The 22,472-nt window shown below is 64.1% G+C and carries 21 protein-coding genes and 2 tRNA genes; 6 read left to right on the top strand and 17 right to left on the bottom strand.

What is annotated here, in order from left to right; translation table 11 throughout:
* The first annotated feature begins 23 nt into the window (after positions 1–23).
* The 4 genes from lon (at position 24) to UB31_RS41825 (ending at position 3,351) form a co-directional block, all read left to right on the top strand.
* Entirely contained in the window at positions 24–2,447 is a 2,424-nt protein-coding gene (gene lon / locus UB31_RS35105; protein ID WP_045014136.1) for an endopeptidase La, read from the top strand.
* A gap of 82 nt (positions 2,448–2,529) precedes the next feature.
* Complete coding sequence (locus UB31_RS35100; protein WP_045014135.1) at positions 2,530–2,934, top strand: GFA family protein; 405 nt, start codon at positions 2,530–2,532, stop codon at positions 2,932–2,934.
* 49 nt (positions 2,935–2,983) lie between these two features.
* Positions 2,984–3,060, top strand: a tRNA-Val gene (locus UB31_RS35095).
* A 126-nt stretch (positions 3,061–3,186) separates the two neighbouring features.
* Positions 3,187–3,351: a hypothetical protein gene (locus tag UB31_RS41825; protein WP_156162956.1), complete on the top strand. Its 165-nt coding sequence runs from the start codon at positions 3,187–3,189 to the stop codon at positions 3,349–3,351.
* A 13-nt stretch (positions 3,352–3,364) separates the two neighbouring features.
* Here the strand turns inward: UB31_RS41825 and UB31_RS35090 are convergent, their stop codons facing one another.
* Entirely contained in the window at positions 3,365–3,727 is a 363-nt protein-coding gene (locus UB31_RS35090; RefSeq protein ID WP_050031614.1) for a hypothetical protein, read from the bottom strand.
* A gap of 217 nt (positions 3,728–3,944) precedes the next feature.
* On the opposite strand from UB31_RS35090, the gene UB31_RS35085 reads away from it, so the two are divergent.
* Entirely contained in the window at positions 3,945–4,805 is an 861-nt protein-coding gene (locus tag UB31_RS35085) for a class I SAM-dependent methyltransferase (protein WP_045014134.1), read from the top strand.
* Between the two features lie 215 nt (positions 4,806–5,020).
* Here UB31_RS35085 and UB31_RS35080 read toward each other — a convergent pair whose 3' ends face one another.
* From UB31_RS35080 to UB31_RS35030, 12 genes are all read right to left on the bottom strand, one after another.
* Entirely contained in the window at positions 5,021–6,001 is a 981-nt protein-coding gene (locus UB31_RS35080) for a cation diffusion facilitator family transporter (RefSeq protein WP_045003132.1), read from the bottom strand.
* A gap of 2 nt (positions 6,002–6,003) precedes the next feature.
* Positions 6,004–9,216: an efflux RND transporter permease subunit gene (locus tag UB31_RS35075; protein WP_045014133.1), complete on the bottom strand. Its 3,213-nt coding sequence runs from the start codon at positions 9,214–9,216 to the stop codon at positions 6,004–6,006.
* Positions 9,209–10,186 carry a divalent metal ion exporter adaptor subunit IhpB gene (gene ihpB / locus UB31_RS35070; protein ID WP_045014132.1) on the bottom strand — a complete coding sequence of 326 codons (978 nt, stop codon included), beginning with the start codon at positions 10,184–10,186 and terminating at the stop codon, positions 9,209–9,211. The genes UB31_RS35075 and ihpB overlap by 8 nt, the downstream gene beginning before the upstream one ends.
* Positions 10,183–11,457 carry a divalent metal ion exporter subunit IhpA gene (ihpA, locus tag UB31_RS35065; RefSeq protein ID WP_045014131.1) on the bottom strand — a complete coding sequence of 425 codons (1,275 nt, stop codon included), beginning with the start codon at positions 11,455–11,457 and terminating at the stop codon, positions 10,183–10,185. The genes ihpB and ihpA overlap by 4 nt, the downstream gene beginning before the upstream one ends.
* Before the next feature lie 55 nt (positions 11,458–11,512).
* Complete coding sequence (locus UB31_RS40920) at positions 11,513–11,884, bottom strand: hypothetical protein (RefSeq protein ID WP_082078723.1); 372 nt, start codon at positions 11,882–11,884, stop codon at positions 11,513–11,515.
* 146 nt (positions 11,885–12,030) lie between these two features.
* A complete protein-coding gene (locus tag UB31_RS35060; RefSeq protein ID WP_045014130.1) occupies positions 12,031–15,189 on the bottom strand; it encodes an efflux RND transporter permease subunit in 3,159 nt (1,052 codons plus the stop codon).
* Positions 15,186–16,640 (bottom strand): efflux RND transporter periplasmic adaptor subunit, encoded by a 1,455-nt coding sequence (locus UB31_RS35055; protein ID WP_045014129.1) that lies wholly within the window; start codon positions 16,638–16,640, stop codon positions 15,186–15,188. Before UB31_RS35055 ends, UB31_RS35060 begins: the two co-directional genes overlap by 4 nt.
* Entirely contained in the window at positions 16,637–17,035 is a 399-nt protein-coding gene (locus UB31_RS35050) for a FixH family protein (protein WP_045014128.1), read from the bottom strand. Before UB31_RS35050 ends, UB31_RS35055 begins: the two co-directional genes overlap by 4 nt.
* Before the next feature lie 133 nt (positions 17,036–17,168).
* The gene (locus UB31_RS35045; protein WP_045014127.1) at positions 17,169–17,564 is read right to left on the bottom strand and encodes a hypothetical protein; all 396 of its coding nucleotides are present in this window, start codon (positions 17,562–17,564) and stop codon (positions 17,169–17,171) included.
* Positions 17,565–17,735: 171 nt separating this feature from the next.
* On the bottom strand, positions 17,736–18,026 hold the full coding sequence (locus UB31_RS35040) for a hypothetical protein (RefSeq protein ID WP_045003216.1): 291 nt from the start codon (positions 18,024–18,026) through the stop codon (positions 17,736–17,738).
* 162 nt (positions 18,027–18,188) lie between these two features.
* Positions 18,189–18,743 carry a sigma-70 family RNA polymerase sigma factor gene (locus UB31_RS35035; protein ID WP_045014126.1) on the bottom strand — a complete coding sequence of 185 codons (555 nt, stop codon included), beginning with the start codon at positions 18,741–18,743 and terminating at the stop codon, positions 18,189–18,191.
* Positions 18,744–18,904: 161 nt separating this feature from the next.
* On the bottom strand, positions 18,905–19,255 hold the full coding sequence (locus tag UB31_RS35030) for a hypothetical protein (protein WP_045014125.1): 351 nt from the start codon (positions 19,253–19,255) through the stop codon (positions 18,905–18,907).
* A 235-nt stretch (positions 19,256–19,490) separates the two neighbouring features.
* Between UB31_RS35030 and UB31_RS35025 the strand changes: the two genes are divergently transcribed.
* Complete coding sequence (locus UB31_RS35025) at positions 19,491–20,114, top strand: class I SAM-dependent methyltransferase (RefSeq protein ID WP_045014201.1); 624 nt, start codon at positions 19,491–19,493, stop codon at positions 20,112–20,114.
* A 56-nt stretch (positions 20,115–20,170) separates the two neighbouring features.
* On the opposite strand, the gene UB31_RS42735 is transcribed toward UB31_RS35025, so the two are convergent.
* The 4 genes from UB31_RS42735 to UB31_RS35005 all read right to left on the bottom strand — a co-directional run bounded on the left by UB31_RS42735 (position 20,171) and on the right by UB31_RS35005 (position 22,439).
* A complete protein-coding gene (locus tag UB31_RS42735) occupies positions 20,171–20,371 on the bottom strand; it encodes a GDCCVxC domain-containing (seleno)protein (protein ID WP_045014124.1) in 201 nt (66 codons plus the stop codon).
* Positions 20,372–20,444: 73 nt separating this feature from the next.
* The gene (pepT, locus tag UB31_RS35015) at positions 20,445–21,695 is read right to left on the bottom strand and encodes a peptidase T (RefSeq protein ID WP_045003121.1); all 1,251 of its coding nucleotides are present in this window, start codon (positions 21,693–21,695) and stop codon (positions 20,445–20,447) included.
* A 116-nt stretch (positions 21,696–21,811) separates the two neighbouring features.
* Entirely contained in the window at positions 21,812–22,111 is a 300-nt protein-coding gene (locus UB31_RS35010) for an HU family DNA-binding protein (protein WP_045014123.1), read from the bottom strand.
* Positions 22,112–22,362: 251 nt separating this feature from the next.
* Positions 22,363–22,439: transfer RNA gene (locus tag UB31_RS35005), tRNA-Asp, on the bottom strand.
* Between the last annotated feature and the right edge of the window lie 33 nt (positions 22,440–22,472).

The raw sequence follows: 22,472 nt of genomic DNA, 5'->3' as shown, positions 1-22,472 counted from the left end.
GGGCAAAGCAAAAGGAAAAGGCCATGACTAATCCAAAACCCCGGCCAACCATCGTCCATGGCGAAACGCACGCTTATCCCGTGTTGCCGCTGCGCGATATCGTCGTCTTCCCGCACATGATCGTTCCGCTCTTCGTCGGTCGCGAGAAGTCGATCCGCGCGCTCGAAGAGGTGATGAAGAACGACGCGCTGATCATGCTCGCGACGCAGAAGAACGCGTCCGACGATGATCCGGCGCCCGATGCCATTTACGAGACTGGTACGCTTGCCAGCGTGCTGCAGCTCTTGAAGCTTCCCGACGGCACCGTGAAGGTGCTGGTCGAAGGGCTCGAGCGTGCGCGCGTGGAGAAGTACACCGATCGCGCCGAATATTACGAAGCAACTGCCATTGCGCTCGCCGACACCGATGCGAAGTCGGTCGAGGCGGAAGCGCTGTCGCGCTCGGTGGTGTCCGACTTCGAGAGCTATGTGAAGCTCAACAAGAAGATCTCGGCCGAGGTCGTCGGCGTCGTGCAGGCGATCACCGATTTCGCCAAGCTCGCCGATACCGTTGCGTCCCATCTTGCCGTCAAGATCGCGGATCGCCAGGGCATCCTGGAGACGCTGTCGGTCACGCAGCGCCTGGAGAAGGTGCTGGGCCTGATGGAGAGCGAGATCTCGGTGCTCCAGGTCGAGAAGCGCATCCGCTCGCGCGTCAAGCGCCAGATGGAGAAGACCCAGCGCGAGTACTATCTCAACGAGCAGATGAAGGCGATCCAGAAGGAACTCGGCGACGACGACGGTCGCGACGAGCTCGCCGATCTCGAAGAGAAGATCTCCAAGACCAAGCTCTCCAAGGAAGCGCGCGAGAAGGCGCAGCATGAATTGAAGAAGCTGCGCCAGATGTCGCCGATGTCCGCGGAAGCGACCGTCGTGCGCAACTATCTCGATTGGCTGCTGTCGATCCCGTGGAACAAGAAGTCCAAGGTGAAGAAGGATCTGGAAGCCGCGCAGGCGGTTCTGGATGCCGATCACTACGGGCTCGAGAAGGTCAAGGACCGTATCGTCGAGTATCTCGCTGTGCAGTCGCGCGCCAACAAGCTGACCGGACCGATCCTCTGCCTCGTCGGACCTCCCGGCGTCGGCAAGACCTCGCTCGGCAAGTCGATCGCGAAGGCGACAGGACGCGAGTTCGTGCGCGTGTCGCTCGGCGGCGTGCGCGACGAGGCCGAGATCCGCGGTCACCGCCGCACCTATATCGGCTCGATGCCCGGCAAGATCATCCAGTCGATGCGCAAGGCCAAGTCGTCCAATCCGCTGTTCCTGCTGGACGAGATCGACAAGATGGGCGCCGATTTCCGCGGCGATCCGTCCTCGGCGCTGCTCGAGGTTCTTGATCCCGAGCAGAACGCGACCTTCAACGACCACTATCTCGAGGTCGACTACGATCTGTCCAACGTGATGTTCATCACGACCGCGAATACGCTCAATATTCCGGGCCCGCTGATGGACCGCATGGAGATCATCCGGATCGCGGGCTACACCGAGAACGAGAAGGTCGAGATCGCGCGCAAGCATTTGATCCCGAACGCGGTGACCAAGCACGGCCTGGACTCCAAGGAGTTCTCGATCGACGACGATGCGCTGCTGCTTCTGATCCGCCGCTACACCCGCGAAGCGGGCGTGCGTAATCTGGAGCGTGAGCTTTCGACACTCGCCCGCAAGGTGGTGAAGGAGCTGATGATCTCCAAGAAGAAGTCGGTCAAGATCACCGAGAAGACTCTCGAAGAGCTTCTGGGCGTGCCGAAGTATCGTTACGGCGAGATCGAGAGCGAGCCGCAGATCGGCATTGTCACCGGCCTTGCCTGGACCGATGTCGGCGGCGAACTGCTGACCATCGAAGGCGTCATGATGCCCGGCAAGGGCAAGATGACGGTCACGGGCAATCTGCGCGACGTGATGAAGGAATCGATCTCGGCGGCGGCGTCCTATGTCCGCTCGCGCGCGATCGTCTACGGCATCGAGCCGCCGCTGTTCGATCGCCGCGACATCCACGTGCACGTGCCGGAAGGCGCAACGCCGAAGGACGGTCCGTCCGCGGGCGTGGCAATGGCCACCGCGATCATCTCGGTCATGACCGGCATCCCGGTTCGCCACGATGTCGCGATGACCGGCGAGATCACGCTGCGCGGTCGCGTGCTGCCGATCGGCGGTCTGAAGGAGAAGCTGCTCGCCGCTGCCCGCGGCGGCATCAAGACGGTGTTGATCCCCGAGGACAACGCCAAGGATCTCACGGAGATTTCCGATGCGATCAAGGGTGGCATGGAGATCATCCCGGTCTCGCGTCTGGACGACGTCGTCGCCCGCGCGCTGGTCAAGAAGCCGGTGCCGATCGTCTGGGAAGAGGACACCAAGGTGACGGTGAAGCCGGATGGCGATGAAGCCGCCGGCGGCCTGACCGCTCACTGATGAGATCGCACGAGACATGATAAAGCGGCGCCTTCGGGCGCCGTTTTTGTTTTGAGGCAGTTCTTGTCTGGAGAACAGGGCCATGCAGATCGACGGGCAATGCCATTGCGGGAAGATCAGCTACGCCGCCGAGATCGACCCTGAGACGGTCTCGGTGTGCCATTGCCGGGACTGCCAGGCCCTGACGGGCTCGCCGTTCCGGGTGACGGTGATCTGTACAGGTGCCGCGATCCGGCTGACGGGCGGGAAGCCAAGGGTCTACGGCAAGCGTGGCGACAATGGCCGGATGCGTTTCCAGCATTTTTGCGGCGACTGCGGTTCCCCGCTGTTCACCAGCGGCGAGGGCGAGCAGGCCGACGATTGGGGCATCCGCTGGGGCAGTATCAACCAGCGCGACGCGTTGCGTCCCGCAAGGCAGATCTGGTGCCAGTCGGCGGCGGTCTGGATCGACGCGGTGCCCGTGTTGCCGGGGAGGCCGCAGGATTGAGGTTCCGGACTTGCCCCTCAGGGGCGGGTAGGGATAAAGAGGCGGCGAGGGGCGGTTAGCTCAGCTGGTTAGAGCATCTCGTTTACACCGAGAGGGTCCGCGGTTCGAATCCGTGACCGCCCACCAGCGCCTTGTCCAACGGAGCCTTGAGGCTCAGTTGCAGACTTCGATCGGCGATCCATTGTCGCGACACGGCGTAGTAGACGACGGCCACCTCGGCCTCGCGCGCCTCTGTCAGCATTTGATCAGGCTTTGTTCGCATCGCACGAGAAGCCCTACAGCAGGCCCCACCGCAGGGTCTTCTTTCCTCGCAGCGGGAAGGCCGTCATCGAATCGAGGAATTATGTCGGCGCCACCTTCGCGATCGAGAAGGTGACGACCGTGCTCGCCGCCGCTGCGCAGCGCTTCGACGTGTAACTCCCGCCTGATGTCAGGCTGTCTTGGTGAACATCGTCAGGACACCGTCGGCGATGTTGATCGCGACGACTTGTGACGAGTTCAAGCCTTTGGCCTTGAGTACGGACGCTGCCTGCGGCGTGGCGTCGATAGACTTCCGAAGCGACTGGATGTCTTGATCGCTTGTCTGCGCCACGATTTCATCGACTTTTGCTCGCACCGCCGGCTGCAATTCCTTGACATCGACAACCTGTATGCTCCGTATCACTGTTTTGGACTGATCGGACGAGGACTCTGCGCCGGGTTGCGAAGATGCTCCCTGTGCATGCACGAAAGCCGGCGTTCCGAGGGAGAGAGCTGCAACGATGACGGATGCTGTGAAGCTGCGCATGGTCATGCCTTTCCAGTTTGAGGAATGGGGAAAGCTATCGACCAAATCTGGTTGGCATCTGATTCTGATGTGGCCGTTCGGTGAAACCAATGCGGCGCACGCGCGGCGCCGGCTCTGGTGATGTTCCGTCAACCGTCGATCTTGCCCTGAAGTCGACGCGATGAACGAGACAGGATGCAGTCATATGACGTGTCGTCTGGACAATATTGGAGAGGAATGAATAATGGGCAGCACTACCGGCCACGAACCCAATGCCGACCAGATCGCCTATTGGAACGGACCCAGCGGACAACGCTGGGCCGACCGCCACGCGGCGCAGGAGAGGCTGCTCGGACCGATCGCCGACGTTCTGATCGATCGCGCCAAGCCGAAGCCGGGCGAGCGTGTGATCGATGTCGGCTGCGGCTCCGGCGCGACGACGGTCGCCTTCGCCAAGGCGGTGGCGCCGAACGGATTTGCGCTCGGCCTCGATGTCTCCGACCCCATGCTGTCGCAGGCGCGCGCGATGGCGCCAAAGGGCCTGCCGCTCGATTTCGTGCTGGCGGATGCGACGGTCCATCCGTTCGAGCCGGCGAGCTTTGATCTCCTGGCCTCGCGCTTTGGCGTCATGTTCTTCGCCGATCCGATTGCCTCCTTCACCAACCTCCGTCATGCGCTCAAGCCGTCGGGACGGCTGGCGTTTGCCTGCTGGCGCGAGCCGAAGGAAAATCCCTGGATGATGACGCCGCTGATGGCGGTCTACAAACACGTCCCCAAGATGCCGCCGGTCGGACCGGAGGAGCCGGGCCCGTTCGCCTTCGCATCCGAAGAGCGTGTGATGCGCATCCTCAAAGGCGCCGGCTTCGTCGACGTCGCGATGGAGCCGCACAATCTCGCGATGGATATCGCGATCGGCGGCGGCCTTGATGCCGCCGTCGACGGCTCGCTCCAGATCGGCCCCGCCAGCCGCGCGCTGCAAGGCCATCCGCCGGAGACCCATGAGGCCGCCAAAGCCTCGATCCGCGAGACGCTCGCGCCATTCCTCAAGGGGCAGTCGGTCGCGTTGCAAGGCGCGATCTGGATCGTGACGGCGAAGGCGGCGTAAGGGCGATTGCTGTGGTGTAAGTCGGTACCACACGCTCAGTGTCGTCCCGGCGAAGGCCGGGACCCATAACCACAGGGAGTGGTTGTGGCGCACAGCAGGTAACTCCGAGTCTTCGCCAAACCACTCCCTGTGGTTATGGGTCCCGGATCTACGCGCGCTTTGTGCGCGCTTGTCCGGGACGACAGCGGAGATTGAGACTAGGTGTTAACGAGCCGTCACACCACATCATCCGGCGCCAGCGCGCAGCCATTGTCGGGATGCGTCTCGACTTGAAGCGTGGTGTGGCCGATGCGGAAGGAGGTCTTCAGCAGATGCGCCGTCTCCATCAGGAATGCATCGCCGGCGGAGCCTGCGGGCATGACGAGGTGGCAGGTCAGCGCCGTCTCCGTGGTTGAGATCGGCCAGACATGGAGATCGTGGATCCCTGAGACGCCGGGGCGCGCCAACAGAAACGTCTTGATCGCGTCGAGGTCGGTGCCGCGCGGCGCTGCCGCCATCGACATGTCGATGGAGCCGCGGAGCAGACTGGTCGTGCTCCAGAGGATGGCGGCGCAGATGACGAGGCTGGTGACGGGATCGAGCCAGAGCCAGCCGGTCCAGATGATCAGCGCCGCCGAGACCACGACGCCGAGCGAGACCGCGGCATCGGCCGCCATATGCAGATAGGCGCCTTCGATGTTGATGTCGTCCTTGCGTCCGCGTGCGAACAGCATGGCGGTGAAGCCGTTGACGAGGATACCGATGCCGGCGACCACCATCACTGTGACGCCCGCGATCGGCTCCGGCTCGCGCAGGCGCAGGATCGCTTCCCAGCCGATCGCGCCGGTCGCGACCAGCAGGAACACCGCGTTGGCCAGCGCCGCCAAAATGGTGGAGGCGCGCAGGCCATAGGTGAAGCGGCCGCTTGGCGCGCGCCGGGCCGCGATCGATGCGCCCCAGGCCACGATCAGGCCGAGCACGTCGCTGAGATTATGGCCGGCGTCCGCCAGCAGCGCGGTGGAGTTGCCGAGATAGCCGTAAACGGCTTCCGCCACGACCAGTGCGGTGTTGAGCGTAATGCCGATCGCGAACGCCTTGCCGAAACTGGCGGGCGCATGGACATGCGCGTGGCCAGAACCATGACCATGACTGTGGTCGTGACTATGATCATGCGCGTGGTCGGCATGGTCATGACCGTGATGGTCGTGGCTGCCCAATTCTATCGCTCCCCGGAAGCTGCCAAATCAGGCGCCATTGTAGGCGTTTCGCGCGCGCCGTCACGTCGGAACAGCACGTAGAGCGCCGGCAGCACCAGCAGCGTCAGCACCGTCGAGGAGATGATGCCGCCGATCACGACGGTCGCGAGCGGCCGCTGTACCTCGGCGCCGGCGCCGGTCGCGAGCGCCATCGGCACGAAGCCGAGGGAGGCGACCAGTGCGGTCATCAGCACCGGCCGCAGCCGCGTCAACGCGCCCTCGCGCACGGCATCGGCAACGGGCCGCCCCTCGCTGCGCAGCCGCTCGATGAAGGCGATGATGACGAGGCCGTTGAGCACGGCAACGCCCGACAGCGCGATGAAGCCGACACCGGCGCTGATCGACAGCGGGATGCCGCGCAGCAGCAGCGCTGCGACGCCGCCGGTCAAGGCCAGCGGCACGCCGGAGAACACCAGAGCCGCATCCGCCGCCGATCCCATGCCCATGAACAGCAGCAGAAACACCAGCGCGAGCGCCACCGGTACGACGATTGTCAACCGCTTGGTCGCGGAGACCAGTTGCTCGAACTGGCCGCCCCAGCCGATCCAGTAGCCCGGCGGCAGCTTGACCTTCTCCGCGACGGCGGCTTGCGTCTCGGCGACGAAGGAACGCAGGTCGCGCCCACGGACGTTCGCCATCACCACCACGCGCCGCTTGCCGTTCTCGCGGCTGATCTGGTTGGGGCCGGGCGCGATCTCGATCGTCGCAACGGAGGACAGCGGGACGTAGCGGAGCGCCGTGCCCGACGCACCCGGCCACGCGGTCTTCGTGACGGCCGCAACATCCTCGCCCGGCGGCAGGGGGATCGGCAGCGATTTGATCGCGTCCGGGTTGGCCCGAAGGCTTTCCGGCAAACGCACCACGATGTCGAAGCGGCGGTCGCCCTCGAACAGCTTTCCGGCCGGCTTGCCGCCGATCGCGATCTCGACCAGGTTTTGCACCTCGCTGAGGCTGAGGCCGTAGCGCGACAGCGCCTGGCGGTCGAGCTTGACGGTGAGGATCGGCAGGCCCGCAATCTGCTCGGTCTTGACGTCAGCGGCGCCCTCGATGCCGCGCACGACGCCGTTGACCTGCTGCGCGATGCCCGCGAGCAATTCGAGATCGTCGCCGAAGATCTTGACGCCGACGTCGCTGCGGATGCCGGCGATGAGCTCGTTAAAGCGCATCTGGATCGGCTGGGTCATGCCATAGGCCGTGCCGGGCAGGGTGTTGGCGGCACGCTCGATGTCTTCGATCACCTCGTCCTTTGGCTTCTTCGGGTCGGGCCATTCCTCACGCGGCTTCAACGTCACAAAGGTGTCGGCCACATTCGGCGGCATCGGATCGTTGGCGATCTCGGCGGTGCCCATCTTGGAGAAGATCGTCGCCACCTCCGGAACCTGCTTGACCGCCTTCTCCAGCCGGATCTGCATGTCGGCGCTCTGGGTCAGGCTGGTGCCGGGAATCCGGATGGTCTCGATGGTGATGTCGCCTTCGTCGAGGCTCGGGATGAATTCGCCGCCCATGCGTGTTGCTGCGAACAGGCTGCCGGCGACGATGAGGACGGCGCCGAACACCACGCTCCGGCGGTAGCGGATGGTGCGGTCGAGCAGCGGCACGTAGAGCCGCCTGGCCGCCCGCATGAAGATGTTCTCGGTCTCCGAGACCTTGCCGGTGACGAAGATCGCGATCGCGGCCGGAACGAAAGTCACGGACAGCAGCGCTGCGCCGGCGAGCGCCATCAGCACGGTGAGTGCCATCGGCGTGAACATCTTGCCTTCGGTGCCGGTCAGGGTCAGGACCGGCAGATAGACCACGGCGATGATGAGCGTGCCGAACAGGCTCGGCTGGATCACCTCGCTGGCGCCCGCGCGAACGGTCTGGAGCCGTTCCTCCAGCGAGAGCAGCCGGCCGCGCCGGTGCTGCTCGGCGGCGAGCAGCCGCAGGCAATTCTCGACGATGATGACCGCGCCGTCGACAATGATGCCGAAGTCGATCGCGCCGAGACTCATCAAATTGGCGCTGACCTTGCTTTCGACCATGCCTGATATCGTAAACAACATCGAGAGGGGAATGACGCAGGTGGTAATCAGCGCAGCGCGGATGTTGCCGAGGATCAGGAACAGGACTGCGATCACCAGTGCTGCGCCTTCGACGAGGTTCTTTTCGACGGTCTGGATGGTCGCCTCCACCAGATGCGTGCGGTCGTAGACCGCGCGCGCGACCACACCCTCGGGCAGCGATTTCGCGATCTCGTTGAGTCGCGCCGCCACGCGCTGGGCCACGGTGCGGCTGTTCTCGCCGATCAGCAGCATGGTGGTGCCGAGCACCGTCTCCTTGCCGTTGGCCGACGCCGCGCCCATGCGGAGCTCGTGTCCCTCCTGCACGTCGGCGACGTCACGGATACGCACCGGCACGCCGCCGCGTGAGCCGATCACGATGTCCTTGATCTCGTCGATATTGGCGACCTGGCCGGGGGCGCGGACGAGATACTGCTCGCCGTTGCGCTCGATATAGCCGGCGCCAACATTGGCGTTATTGGCGGTCAGCGCTGTCATGATGTCGCGGAAGCCGAGGCGGTAGGCCATCAGCCGGCCGGGGATCGGCAGCACGTGAATTTGCCGCTCATAGCCGCCGATCGAGTTGACTTCGATCACGCCGGGAATGGTGCGCAGTTGCGGCTTGATGATCCAGTCCTGGATGGTGCGTAGTTCCGTCGGCGTGAACTCGAGGCCGGTCGGCGATTTCGCGCCTGGTTTGGCTTCGACCGAGTAGACGTAGATCTCGCCGAGACCGGTCGAGATCGGACCCATCGCGACCACGACGCCGGCGGGCAACTGGTCGCGCGCCTGCTGGATGCGCTCGTTGACGAGCTGGCGTGCGAAATAGATATCGGTGCCGTCCTGGAACACGACGGTGACCTGGCTCAGGCCGTAGCGCGAGATCGAGCGGGTGTAGTCGAGCCTGGGCAGGCCGCCCATCGCGGTCTCGATCGGGAAGGTGATGCGCTGCTCGGATTCGAGCGGCGACAGGCCGGGCGCACGCGTGTTGATCTGGACCTGCACGTTGGTGACATCAGGCACGGCGTCGATCGGCAGCCGCGTGAAGTTCCAGGCGCCGAAAGCGCCGACCGCGAGCACGATGAGGATCACCAGCCAACGCTGGCGGATTGAGAAAGAGAGGAGAGCATCAATCATGATCGGCGTCTCCCTTGCCCATCTCCGCCTTCACGACGAAGCTGTTCTCGGCGACGTAGCGTTCGCCGACTGAGAGGCCTGCACGGATCTCCACGAACTTCGAATCGGATTCGCCGAGCTCGACGGGGCGGGCCTCGATCTTGTCGTCGTCTTCGCGGACGAATACGACGGTCTTGTTCTCCAGCATCTGGATCGCCCCTGTGCGTACCGCCACTGCAACGGTGCGCTTTCCGAGTACAAGTCGCGCGGTCGCGAACAGGCCCGGACGGAGCCTTCCGTCCGTGTTGGGCAGCACGACACGCGCGAGCGCGGTCTGGGTCTCGCTCGAGCCCACGGGGGCGATATAGGAAATCGCTCCCTTGATCTCGCCGCGGCCATCGTCTGGGTCGATCAGCACCTCGTCGCCCAGGCGAACGCGCCTCAGGTCCTGCCGGTAGATCGACAGATCGACCCAGATGGTCGAGAGGTCGGCAACGACGAAGGCTGGCTTCTGTTCGGAAACGTATTCGCCGAGCGAAATCTGGCGCTCGATGATGGTGCCGCCGATCGGCGCCTTGAGGTCATAGGCGGTCAGGCTCTGGTTGCTCTCGATCGAGGCGAGCAGATCGCCCTTGCCGACGTTGTCGCCGATACGCCTCAGGATCGATTTGGCAACGCCGGAAAAGCGCGGCGTCACCTGCACCACGGCCTCCTGGTTGGCGCGCAAAATGCCGTTGAAGGCGAGCGTGTCGTTCAGCGTGACGCTCTCCGCCTCGGCCAACGCGATGCCGGCGGCAGCGAGCTTGACGTCGCTGATCCGGATTCGGTCTGCCCCGTGTTCGTCCTGCTCGACATGGTCATTCGGCTTGTCCGGCTTCTTGTCCGCGGCCTGCTGGGCGGGCGCGACCGTGGCCGGTGCGAGCAGGGAATAGCCGTAAGCGCCGAACGCGGCGGCGATGACTGCCACGACGATGGTGGAGGATGCCTTCATCGTGCGCTCTCCCGGGCGAGCGAGAAGGGATTGCCGACGAGGCCCTCAATGGTCGCAACGCCCGCGTGAAAGTTTTGCAGCGCCTCCTGCTCGCGCAGACGCGCTTGCGCGACGCTCGCCTGGGCGTCGAGCACTTCGAGCAGCGTGAAACGGCCCTGGCCGTAGCCTTGCGAGATCGCGTCCGCAGCTTCAGCCGCCTTGGGGATCGCGATCTCGCGCAGCACGGCAAGCTCACGCAGCGAGCCCTGGAGCGAGTCGTAGGCACGGCCGGCGACCACGATCAGCGTGTTGCGGTTGGCCTCGCGCTCGGCCCTGGTCTTGGCGAGGCTCTCCTGCGCCGAGAGGATGTTGCCCTGGTTCTGGTCGAACACGGGAATTGGGACCGAGACGGTGAGGCGCACCGCGTCGTCATTGGTCTCGTTGAAATGGCGCCAGCCGGCGGCGATCCGAACGTCAGGATAAGGCTTGAGCCGCGCAAGCAGCATCTCGGCATTGCGCTGGGCATAGACGGCGGTCCAGCGCACCAATTGCGGATTGGCATCGATGGCGGCGACCACCGATTGGAACGTCGGCGGCCGTCCCGTGGTGTCGAGCCGGCCAGACACCTCGCCGAATTTCGGCGTGGGCTCGCCCATCAGCACCGCAAGCTCGCGCCGGGCGCTGGCGAGCGTTGCCTTGAAGCGCTCGCGGTCGGCTTTCACCAGCGCAGAGGCGACCTCGGCGCGGCCGGTTTCGGCCGGCGAGGAGGCGCCAGCCTCGACGCGGCGGCGCAGCAGCGGCGTCAGCCGGTCGATCGCGGTGATCTGCTCGTCGAAGATCTGGATGCGCCGCTGCGCACCGAGCACGCTCAGGAAGGCAATCGCTGTCTCCGACAGCACTTCGAGCCGGATCGCCTTGCGCTGGATCGCGGCGACTTCGATGCCGGCCGCGCCTGCGGCGATCCGGGCGTCGCGCTTGCCGAACAGCTCAAAGGCCTGGCTGATCTGGAGCGTGGTCTCGGCCGATCTGGTGCCGCGATAGATGCCGGAGCCGAGCGAATTGTCCTGCTCGTAGGACAGTTCCGGATTGAGCAGCGCGCCGGCCTGGATGCGCTGGCCCGTGGCGATGCCGACGTCGCGCTCCGCCGCCGTCAGCCGCGGGCTTGCGGCCAGCGCGCGCGCGAGCGCAGCGCGCATGGTCAGTGTCTGGGCTTCGGACGGCAGCGCAAAGGATGGGCTGATGAGAATAGCCATCGCGCACGCCATGCGCGCGGCTGTTCGCCTGCAAAACATGAGTAGGACCTGTGAAGGAGAATCGATGGGCGCACGCGGCGCCCGGTTGATCCGTTCAGGTCAGACGTTTGGGAGGCGGGGAGTCAGTATCGGGCACGACCCCCGCAAGCACTGTCAGGCGAGGCGGATTCGACGCGGCGACAAGCTCCGACATTGCGTCAGGCAGCAGTAGTTGCGCGAAGACCACCGAGAAACAGCCATGGCAGTGATGGGCCGCCAGCGTCTTGCTATCTGAACTGTCTGCATCTCCAGAAGACGGCCCAGACGCCGCAGCGATCTCCAACTGGCCGAACGGATTGGTCACGTCCAGGCATTGGCAGGTATGTAATACGCCCGACAGCAGATAGGTGATTGCGAGGCACGCAGCCAACAGCCCGCGCCGGTTGCGCAGGCGAAACAGTCGGAACGGGCGGCGGATCGCAGTCACGAAGTCACTCTCGTTGCGTGCCGGTTCGTAGCATGGGACCCGGAACTGTGTCGATCTGCAATAATGTTACGTGTGCGGAACTCATCGTCGCAGCCGCGCGTGGTCATGCGACTGCCTCCGGCCCGCAACATGCAGGGCCTATAAGCTCATTCGGTAGCCTCCGAAATCGTCTCGGGCGTGACTGCCCCATCGCCCGAACGCAACCCAAAGCCCTTCACCAGCCCGAAGATCGCGGGAATCACGATCAGCGTCAGCAGCGTCGACGAGATCATGCCGCCGATCATGGGTACGGCAATGCGCTGCATGATCTCCGATCCCGTTCCGCTGCTCCACATGATCGGGAGCAGGCCGGCCATGATCGCAACCACCGTCATCATCTTCGGACGGACGCGTTCGACGGCGCCTTCCATGATGGCGGTGTCGAGATCGTCGCGGGTCAGGGCGCGGCCTGCGCACGCGCAGCGCGCCTTGGCCTCGGAGAGCGCCTGGTTGAGATAGATCAGCATCACCACGCCGGTTTCGGCTGCGACACCTGCGAGCGCGATGAAGCCGACGGCGACTGCGACCGAGAGGTTGAAGCCGAGCCACCACATCAGCCACAGCCCGCCGACGAGAGCGAAGGGCAGGGACAGCATCACGATCGCGGTCTCGGTGACCGAGCGGAAGTTGAGATAGAGCAGCAGGAAGATGATCAGCAGCGTGACCGGCACAACGATCTTCAGGCGCGCCGTGGCGCGTTCCAGATATTCGTACTGTCCGCTCCAGACCACATAATAGCCCGGCGGGAATTGGATGCTCGCCTGCACAGCTTGCTGTGCATCGGCGACATAGCCGCCAAGGTCGCGGTCGCGGATGTCGACATAGATGTAGGTGGCGAGCTGCCCGTTCTCGGTCCGGATCGAGGTCGGCCCGCGCGCCGGTGTTACGCTCGCGACTTCGCCAAGGGGGACGGCGCCGCCGCCCGGCATCGGCACCAGGATGTCGCTGGCGATCGCCCTGGGATTGTCGCGGAGGTCGCGGGGATAACGCATGTTGACGGTGAAGCGTTGCCGGCCCTCGACTGTCGTCGTCACCGTCTGGCCGCCGAGCGCGGTGGCGATCGTGTCCTGAACGTCCTGCACCATGATGCCGTAGCGCGACAACGCCTCGCGATCCGGCGTGATCTCGAGATAGTAGCCGCCGAGGCTCCGCTCGGCATAGGCCGAGGAGGTGCCGGGCACCGCCTTGAGCACCTGCTCGATCTGCCGGGCCAGCTTGTCGATTCCGGCAAGATCGGGGCCCATGACCTTGACGCCGACGGGCGTGCGGATTCCGGTCGAGAGCATGTCGATGCGCGCCTTGATCGGCATGGTCCAGGCGTTGGAGACGCCGGGAAACTGGAGCGCCTTGTCCATCTCGGCGATCAGGCTGTCGATCGTCACGCCCGGGCGCCATTCGTCCTTCGGCTTGAGGTCGACGATGGTCTCAAACATCTCAGACGGCGCCGGATCGGTCGCGGTGGCCGCACGACCGGCCTTGCCGTAGACCGACGCAACTTCCGGAAAGGTGCGGATGATGCGGTCCTGGGTCTGCATCAGCTCGGCCGCCTTGGTCACGGAGATGCCGGGCAAGGTCGTCGGCATGTAAAGCAGGGTGCCTTCGTTGAGGTTCGGCATGAACTCGGACCCAAGCTGGCGCGCGGGCCAGATCGAGACGGCGAGCACGCCGAGCGCGAGCAGGATCACCACGATCCTGACCCGCAGCACACCCGTGATCACCGGCCGATAGACCCAAATCAGGACGCGGTTGATCGGGTTCTTGTGCTCCGGGATGATCTTGCCGCGAACGAAGATCACCATCAGTGCCGGCACCAGCGTGATCGACAGCAGCGCCGCCGCCGCCATCGCAAAGGTCTTGGTGAAGGCGAGCGGGCTGAACAGCCGGCCCTCCTGCGATTCCAGCGTGAAGATCGGCATGAACGAGACGGTGATGATCAGCAGGCTGAAGAACAGCGCTGGGCCGACCTCGGTGGCGGCCTCGATCAGGATCGCCACCCGCGAACGGCCGGGCCCGGCGCGTTCGAGATGCTTGTGCGCGTTCTCGATCATGACGATGGCAGCGTCAATCATGGCGCCGATCGCAATCGCGATGCCGCCGAGACTCATGATGTTGGAGCCGATCCCGAGCAGCTTCATCGCCCCGAAGGCCATCAGCACGCCGACCGGGAGCATCAGGATGGCGACCAGCGCGCTGCGGACGTGGAGCAGGAACACGATGCAGACCAGCGCCACCACGATGCTCTCCTCGAGCAGCGTGTGCCTGAGCGTGTCTATCGCAGCCTTGATGAGGTTCGAGCGGTCGTAGACCGGAACGATCTCGACCGATTTCGGCAGGCTGGTTGCGATCTCCTTGAAGCGCTTCTTGACGTTCTCGATGACGTCAAGCGCGTTCATGCCGAAGCGCTGGAGCACGATACCGCTTGCCACCTCGCCCTCGCCGTTGAGCTCGGCGATGCCGCGCCGCTCGTCGGGCCCGAGCTCGACACGGGCGACGTCGCGCAGCTTGACCGGCGTTCCGTTGTCGGTCTTCAGCACGATGTTGCCGAGATCGTCGATGCTCTTGAGATAGCCCTTGCCGCGGATGACATACTCGAATTCTGAGAGCTCGACGGTGCGGCCGCCGACGTCGGCATTGCTGGCGCGGATGGCGTCGCGCATCTTCGCCATGGTGATGCCGAGATCGCGCATGCGCTGCGGATCGAGGATGACGTTGTACTGCCTGACGAAGCCGCCGACGCTGGCGATCTCTGCAACGCCCTCCGCCCTGGCGAGGGCGAACTTCAGGTTCCAGTCCTGGATCGTCCTGGTCTCCGCAAGATTCAACTCCTTGGACATCACCGCATATTGGTAGACCCAGCCGACGCCAGTAGCGTCCGGGCCGATCGTCGGCGTGACGCCGGCGGGGAGCCGCGCGGCGGCGCCATTGAGAAATTCAAGCACGCGCGAGCGGGCCCAGTAGATGTCGGTGCCGTCCTCGAAGATGACGTAGACGAAGGAGACGCCGAAGAAGGAGAAGCCGCGCACCACCTTCGACTTCGGCACCGTCAGCATGGCGGTGGTGAGGGGATAGGTGACCTGGTCCTCGATCACCTGCGGCGCCTGTCCCTGATATTCGGTGTAGACGATGACCTGGGTGTCGGAGAGATCGGGAATGGCGTCCAGCGGCAAATGGAGCAACGCATAGAGGCCGGCCGCGGCGGCGAAGCCGGTGCCGAACAGCACCAGCAGCAGGTTGTGTGCCGACCAGGCGATGATGCGCGCGATCATGGCTTGGCTCCGATCGTGTTGTCGCTGGCGCTATTAGTTCCTTGCGCGTGATCGGATTCAGAGAACCCCTTGAGTGCGGCTTTCAGGTTGCTTTCGGCATCGATCAGGAAGTTGGCGGAGGTGACGACCGCTTCTCCCTCGGCAAGACCCTGTCGGATCTCGACGTAACCGCCGCCGCGCCGGCCGAGTTTGACCTCGCGTGTTTCGAAGCGGCCCTGGCCTTTGTCGATGAGAACGGCCTGCCGGCTGCCAGTGTCGAGCACCGCGCTCTCGGCAACCGCGACGACCGATGCCGGATTGCCGGTATCGATTTCGGCATCGACATACATGTCTGGAAGCAGCGCAGAATCGGCGTTGGCGAGCTCAATCCGCACCCGCGCGGTGCGCGTCTCCCTGTTCACCTGCGGATAGATGACGCTGATCCGGCCGTCAAAATCCCGGCCGGGATAGCTGCGCGCCCGTACCGTCAGGGGCTGGCCGACGGCGATGCTGCCGAGGTCGCGCTCGGCGACGTCGACCGTGGCCCACACCACCGCGATGTCGGCGATACGAAACAGCACGTCGCCGGGCTGGGCGCGCATGCCCTCGATCGCGTTGCGCTGGAGCACGATGCCGGCACGCGGGGACGACCATTGGATCGTGATCGGTACCGAATGATTTTTCTCCATCTCGGCGATGATGGGTTCGGGGACGTCGAGATTGACCAGCCGCTGCCGGGAGCCCCGGCCATAGGGCTCGATGCCTGCGGTCGCCTTCGAGGTGATGGTCGCGAGATACTCGGCCGCCGCGGACGACACCGCCGGACTATAGATATCCATCAGCGGCTGCCCTTTTGCCACGCGGCTGCCGGTGGTGACGTCTGCGACCTTCTGCACAAAGCTTTCGGCGCGCATGGCGACCACCGAGATGCGCCGCTCGTCGAGCTGGATCGTGCCGGGCGCGCGAACCAGCGTCCGGAGCCGGCGCAGTTCGGCCGGCTCGGACTTGACCCCGCTGCGCTGGATCTTGCCGGGCGACAGTTTCACCGAGCCGTCGTCGCTGTCCTCGCCCTCGTAGACGGGGATGTAGTCCATCCCCATCGAGTCCTTCTTCGGCGTCGGCGACGTATCGGGCAGGCCCATCGGGTTGCGGTAATATTTGATCTTGCGATCGCCCTTGGTCTCGGCCGCGTTCATCTCCGGCGGCGAGCCCGGCTCATCGAAGCTGATATCGGCGCTCGCGGGGACAGCGCGATAGTCTCGGTCGTCCGGCGTTCTCTTTGGCGTCGACGAATAGAACGGCTTGCCGTCAGGGTCCTGATAGTAGATCGGGTCATTTATGTCCGCTGCGTTCGCAGTGGATATAAATTCGCTGACGTCCGGCTGTCGCGGCATGGCGCCGGCGGCGAATAGCGCGACACCTGCCGCTGCGATCATCGCAGCGGCAGTGCTCACAAGGCTGGCGCGGTTCATTTCTCGGCCGTGACGACGAGTTTGTTTTCGACCGTCCCGGTTTCGCCCTGCACCTTGGCGCCGAGCGAGAGCTGCCAGCGCCCGGCCATGCCGAAGGTCGCCTTGAAACGATAGGTGCCGGGTTCGGTGCCCGGCATCGGCGTGACCTTGGTGGCCATCTCCTGCATGCCGTCCGGCGTCATGTCGAGCCGGCTGGCGAAGATCACCGCATCGGGCACCGCCTTGCCGGAGGTCTTGTCGACCAGTCGCACTGTCACGATGCGATCGGCTCCGGCCTTGATGGTCGGTTGAACGAGCTGGAATTCGTAGTTCTTGATTTCGGCATGGGCGGTGCCCGCAACGGCAGCACCGATCAGCGCGGCCATGGCGGCGCGCGCGACGTTGGACATCTTCATGATTTCAATTCCTCGATGGGTCTGATGGGGCCGCCAGGACTGCACGCCACAGGGCGTGACGCGCGGCAAGACGGCAGGCAGCGATGCGCGCGTCGGCTCCGACGCGCACATTCATCAGGCGCGTGAGCGCCGGTCAGGCCAGGGTTCGAGGGGGATGGTCGGGAGGCTTGGCGCCGAGCCCGTCGATCAGGAGATCATCGCTCAGCGCGAGCGAATTGTGCCGGGCGTGGCGCTCGATCAATGCCATGGCGCCGGACGGGGCGGGGAGAGAGATGCTCAGCAGACACAGCGCCACGAACGGGCACGACCCGCAATCCTTGATCCCGGTTTGGTCCGGGCAGCAGGGCATGTCGTCAGCCATGGTCTGAGTGCCATCCGACAGGGCTTGCAGGTCATCGGACATCCCCGGCATATCGTGCGAGGCGCCCGAAGCAGGTCCGGCAAGCACAGGGGTTGCCAGCGGCGCGAGCAGGAGCCCGGACGCGACCAGCAGCACTACCACAGCGTTGGCGAACCGTTTCAGAAGCATCGATTATTGTCGCACGTTACCGCGGAACCCGCAAATTGGCTCACTATCACGATTTGGCCATGGACGGGACATCACCGGCTTTCTCTGGGGGAGAGATCGTTAACGACAATCAAATCACCAGCGCGCTAGGCGTTCTGTCCCGCACGCGCATCTAGCGGACGGCGCGCCGCGCTAAAAGCCTCGTGACGGTGCGATCGAGGATTTGGGGCCGCCCACATAGCGTGTGGCCGAAGCGTCAATGTCGCGCGGTGCGGACATCGCGGGCGAGATGGCCGTTCCAGCTGCGGCGAAAGCATCGTGCGCTGGATGTTGGGTGGTGCGGGCATGATACGACCCGGAGCCGACCTCATTCGGCCAGTATCGTTGATCGGAAATCGTCGTGCCTGCATTGGCAGTTGCCGACGCCATCAGCGATGCGAGGACGGAAAACGCAAGAACGGGCTTGGTGAACCGCGTAGACATTGTTGGCTCCTTGTTCGTCGAAGCGCGCTCCGTGCGGCCTCTGAAAACGAGTTCGGAGCTTTTCGTCATCGGGTTACATCCTCACGCCAAGGTGAAGCGAGGCGCGAAACCACCGCGATGGTCCCGATCGCGGCGGTTAATAGGTTGTCCATGCGAGGGAAATCAATCCCGCCTTGCAATGAGAGCAGCCAGCGCCTTCAGGCCACGATGGATGCTGATCTTCACGTTCGATTCCGACATGCCATAACGTGTGGCGGTCTCGGACACGGTTTTGCCCTCGAGCTTCACGGACTCGATCGCGAGCCGCATCTGTGTTGGAAGCCGGTCGAGCAATGTGGCCATATCGCGCGTGCATTCGCGGGCAACGTGATCATCGGCGGCCATCAGGTCGTGATATTCGTCGATTGGCACCTCGCGTACCGATGCCCTACCACGGCGAAGGTGGTCGATGAGCTTGTAGCGCGCGATGGCGTGAAGCCAGGGTGTGAACAGCGCATCGGGATCGTAGGTGTGACGCTTGAGGTGAATGGCCAGCAGGGTTTCCTGCACCAGATCTTCCGCTTCCTCGACGCCGCGCCCGGCCATCGTCAGTTTGCGCTTATGGTAGGCGCGCAGGCGCGGAGCTAGCCTGGAGAGAAGCGTGCGGTAGGCGGCCGGGTCGCCATAATGGCTGCGCAACACCAAGGCCTTGAACTCGGTTTCCTGGGATTGCGTCATGCCTTGTCGACCTCCAGGCGGAGGTGTGTTCCACGGCAGTGACGGCACGCGACGTTCAACGTCGTCATGATGTAGTTCCTCGATAGTGTCTGATGGGGACGGCACGAGACGGCGCGCGCTGCCTTCAGCCGCGCGTCTCCAGTCCGGCGCGGATGCGCCGATCAGACGAGGGTTCGAGGGGGATGGTCCGGCGGATTAGCGCCCAGTCCGTCGATCAGGAGGTCATCGTTTACGGCGGGCGCACGCTGCAACGGATTACGGGCGATCAACGATGCGATGCCGGAAGGGGCTGGCAGAGAGATGCTGAGCAGGCACAGCGCAAGGACAGGGCAGGACTGGCAATCCTTGCTCTGATCTGGACAGCAGGGCATGTCGGTGGACATCGTCGGCATGGCCGCATCCGTCATGCCGGAGACGGGCGCGGCAAGCACAGGCGTTGCCAGCGGCGCGAGCAGGAGCCCGGACGCGACCAGCAGCATCGCCACAGCATTGGCGAACCGTTTCAGGAGCATGTGTCCTTGTCGCATGCCGGGACGGAACCCGTAAACCGGGCCGCCATCACAATTTGGCCAGCGAGACGCGAAAAGGCCCCAGCCCGGGGCTGACCGGCTGAGGCCTTTGTGCTCACAATCTCTATCCTTGGGACTTGGATCGCCAACGTGCCTTGTGCTGGATCGTTCCATGGACAGAAGCGATTATTTTGCGCCCGGCTCGTTTTCTAGGATCGGGGGGCATCGGGAGAGAGCCATGACCAATTCCGACCGACGGACTCATTGGGAAAACGTATATGAGACCAAGAGCGAGCGCCAGGTCAGCTGGTTTCAGGAAAACCCGGCGCCCTCGCTCGACCTCATTGCTCTCACGGGTGCCACCAAGTCGTCCGCGATCGTAGATATTGGAGGAGGCGCATCGCGGCTGGTCGACGCGCTGCTGGCCATGGGACACCGGGATGTCACGGTGCTCGATCTGTCGACCGCGGCACTCGCGGCGGCGCGTGAGCGACTTGGTCGCGATGCCGATTGGGTGAAATGGATTGTCGCAGACGTCACCGCGTGGCGTCCGGCGACGACGTACGATGTATGGCACGACCGGGCAGCTTTCCACTTTCTCAACACGTCCGAGGAGCAAGCCGCTTACATCGAACGGCTTCGGCATGGACTGAAGGTCGGTGGATACGCGATCATTGGCACGTTCGCGCTCGACGGACCTGAGAAGTGCAGCGGCTTGCCGGTGACGCGACATAGTGCCGACACGATCGGCGTGTTGCTCGGTTCCGCGTTCATACTGAAGGACACCCGCCGACACCAGCACAAGACGCCGTGGGAGTCGGTCCAGAACTTTCAGTTCAGTACCTTCCTCAGACTAGAATAGTCGGCGCGCTTCAGTTCGGTGGCTTTGGAGTACGCATTGGCCTTATTCGCCGCAATCTACGAGCAGCAATCGCCGGCCTGGATCGGTGGACAGGGCACCGATCCGAAAGAGCAGAATACGCAGCAATCGCCGGCGTTCGGTTTCAGTCGCTTGCCGCAGCCCTTGCAGTCATAAAAAAATTGGCAGGCATCCGTCGGCATGGCCTCGTGCGCTCGATGGCCGCATTCCGGACAGGTCAGCGTCGATTCCAACTGCATTCGCGATGAACTCCAAGTCGCCACGGCACCTGCCTTCATTCGTCGTCGGCTCGGGAGAACCTGCCGGGCAGCCCTAAGCCTTCTCCTCCCAGATCATCGCAAGGTGCACGATCGTCTGCACCGCCTTTTCCATGTCCTGCCGGCTGACCCATTCCAGACGCGAATGAAACGCATGCTCGCCGGCAAAGATGTTGGGGCAGGGCAGGCCCATGAACGAGAGGCGCGAGCCGTCGGTGCCGCCGCGGATGGCGGTGCGCATCGGGCGCAAGCCAGCGCGGCGGATCGCCTCGATGGCGTATTCGAGGATGTGCGGGTGGCGGTCGATCACCTGCTTCATGTTGCGATACTGCTCTCGCACCTCGAACTTGTAGGTGGAGCGCGGGTAGTCCTTCATCACGTCCTTGACGATGCCCTCGAGCAGGATCTCCTTCTCCTTCAATCCCTCCTCGGTGAAATCGCGCACGATGAAGGCGAGCGTCGCCTGCTCCAGCGCGCCCTCGATGCCGACCGGATGCAGAAAGCCCTGCTTGCCTGACGTCGTCTCCGGCGAGCAGCCTTCCTTTGGCAGCCGCTCGACGATCGCGGCCGCGATCTTGATCGCGTGCTCCATCTTGCCCTTGGCGTAGCCGGGATGGGCGCTGACGCCGGTGATGGTGATGGTGGCGCCGTCGGCCGAGAAGGTCTCGTCCTCGACGGAGCCTGCGCTCTCGCCGTCCATGGTGTAGCCGAAATCGGCGCCCAGCTTCTTGATGTCGACATTGTCGACGCCGCGGCCGATTTCCTCGTCGGGCGTGAACAGGATCTTGATGGTGCCGTGCTTCACATCCGGATTGTTGATGATGAAATGCGCGGCATCCATGATCTCGGCGACACCGGCCTTGTTGTCGGCGCCCAGCAGCGTGGTGCCGTCGGTGGTGATGATGTCGTTGCCGATCTGGTTCTTCAGCGCGGGATGTTCAGTGAAGCGGATCACCTGGTTGGTGTCGCCCGGCAGCGTGATGTCACCACCGCGATAGTTCTTCACCACCTGCGGCTTGACGTTCTTGCCGGTGACGTCGGGTGAGGTGTCCATGTGCGAGCAGAAGCAGATCACCGGCACCTTCTTAGGTGTGTTGGCCGGGATCGTTCCATAGACGTAGCCGTAATCGTCGAGATGGGCGTCGGCGATGCCGATGGCCTTCAGCTCGGTGACGAGCACGCGGCCGAGATCCTTCTGCTTCTCGGTGGATGGCGAGGCCGGGGATTCCGGATCGGACTGGGTGTCGATGGTGACGTAGCGCAGGAAGCGCTCGGTCACGGTATGCGTGAAGGTGAGGGAGGACATTTCTGGTCAAACCGCCGGGTCTTTTGGAAGCAGGTCTTGGGAAGCAACCGGTATACCAGAAAAGCGGGCCGCGTTGCGGCCGGACGAAGGCGGATCAGGCTTAACGAAAGGTAGCGTCAGATCGCCTCTTTCAGTTCCTTGACCGGACGGAACGCGACCTTCTTGCTGGCCTTGATGTGGATGGGCTCGCCGGTAGCGGGGTTGCGGCCGGTGCGGGCGGCGCGCTTGCGGACCTGGAGGATACCGAGACCGACGATGCGGACACGGTCACCCTTCTTGAGGTGCCTCGTGATCAGTTCGACCATCTCGGTGAGGACGGCCTCGGCGCGCTTCTTCGAGAGGTCCTGGCTTTCCGCGATGTCGGCCGCAAGGTGTTTGAGCGTGACGGTGACTGGACTGGGTGCCTTCTTCGCCATGCTGTCTGGCCTTCCTCGGTTGTCTCGCGGAAGCTCGCAGGGCTCCCAAACTGCCAAGTTCCCGCAGGCCTAGACGATTCGGGATGGGACTGACTACGTCAGCTGTGAGACGGGGGGATTTTCGCGTGATCTTTCAGGCGATTCCGGGCGTTCCCGCCGGTCCCGGACGAGCAGAACGACCGACGTCTGGCACGACGCGGTCAATCAGCCTGAGAGTTTTCTGCTAAGGTTTTGAAGGTGTTGCCAAAAAATGGCGCGAGAGACGGGGCTCGAACCCGCGACCTCCGGCGTGACAGGCCGGCGCTCTAACCAACTGAGCTACTCCCGCGTGGCTCGCTGAACGCGCGCGGAACGAGGGGGG

The organism is Bradyrhizobium sp. LTSP849, from assembly GCF_000938255.1.
GTDB lineage: Bacteria > Pseudomonadota > Alphaproteobacteria > Rhizobiales > Xanthobacteraceae > Bradyrhizobium.
Note: the sequence above shows the minus strand (reverse complement) of the source record. Positions and strands in the feature narration are given on the sequence as shown.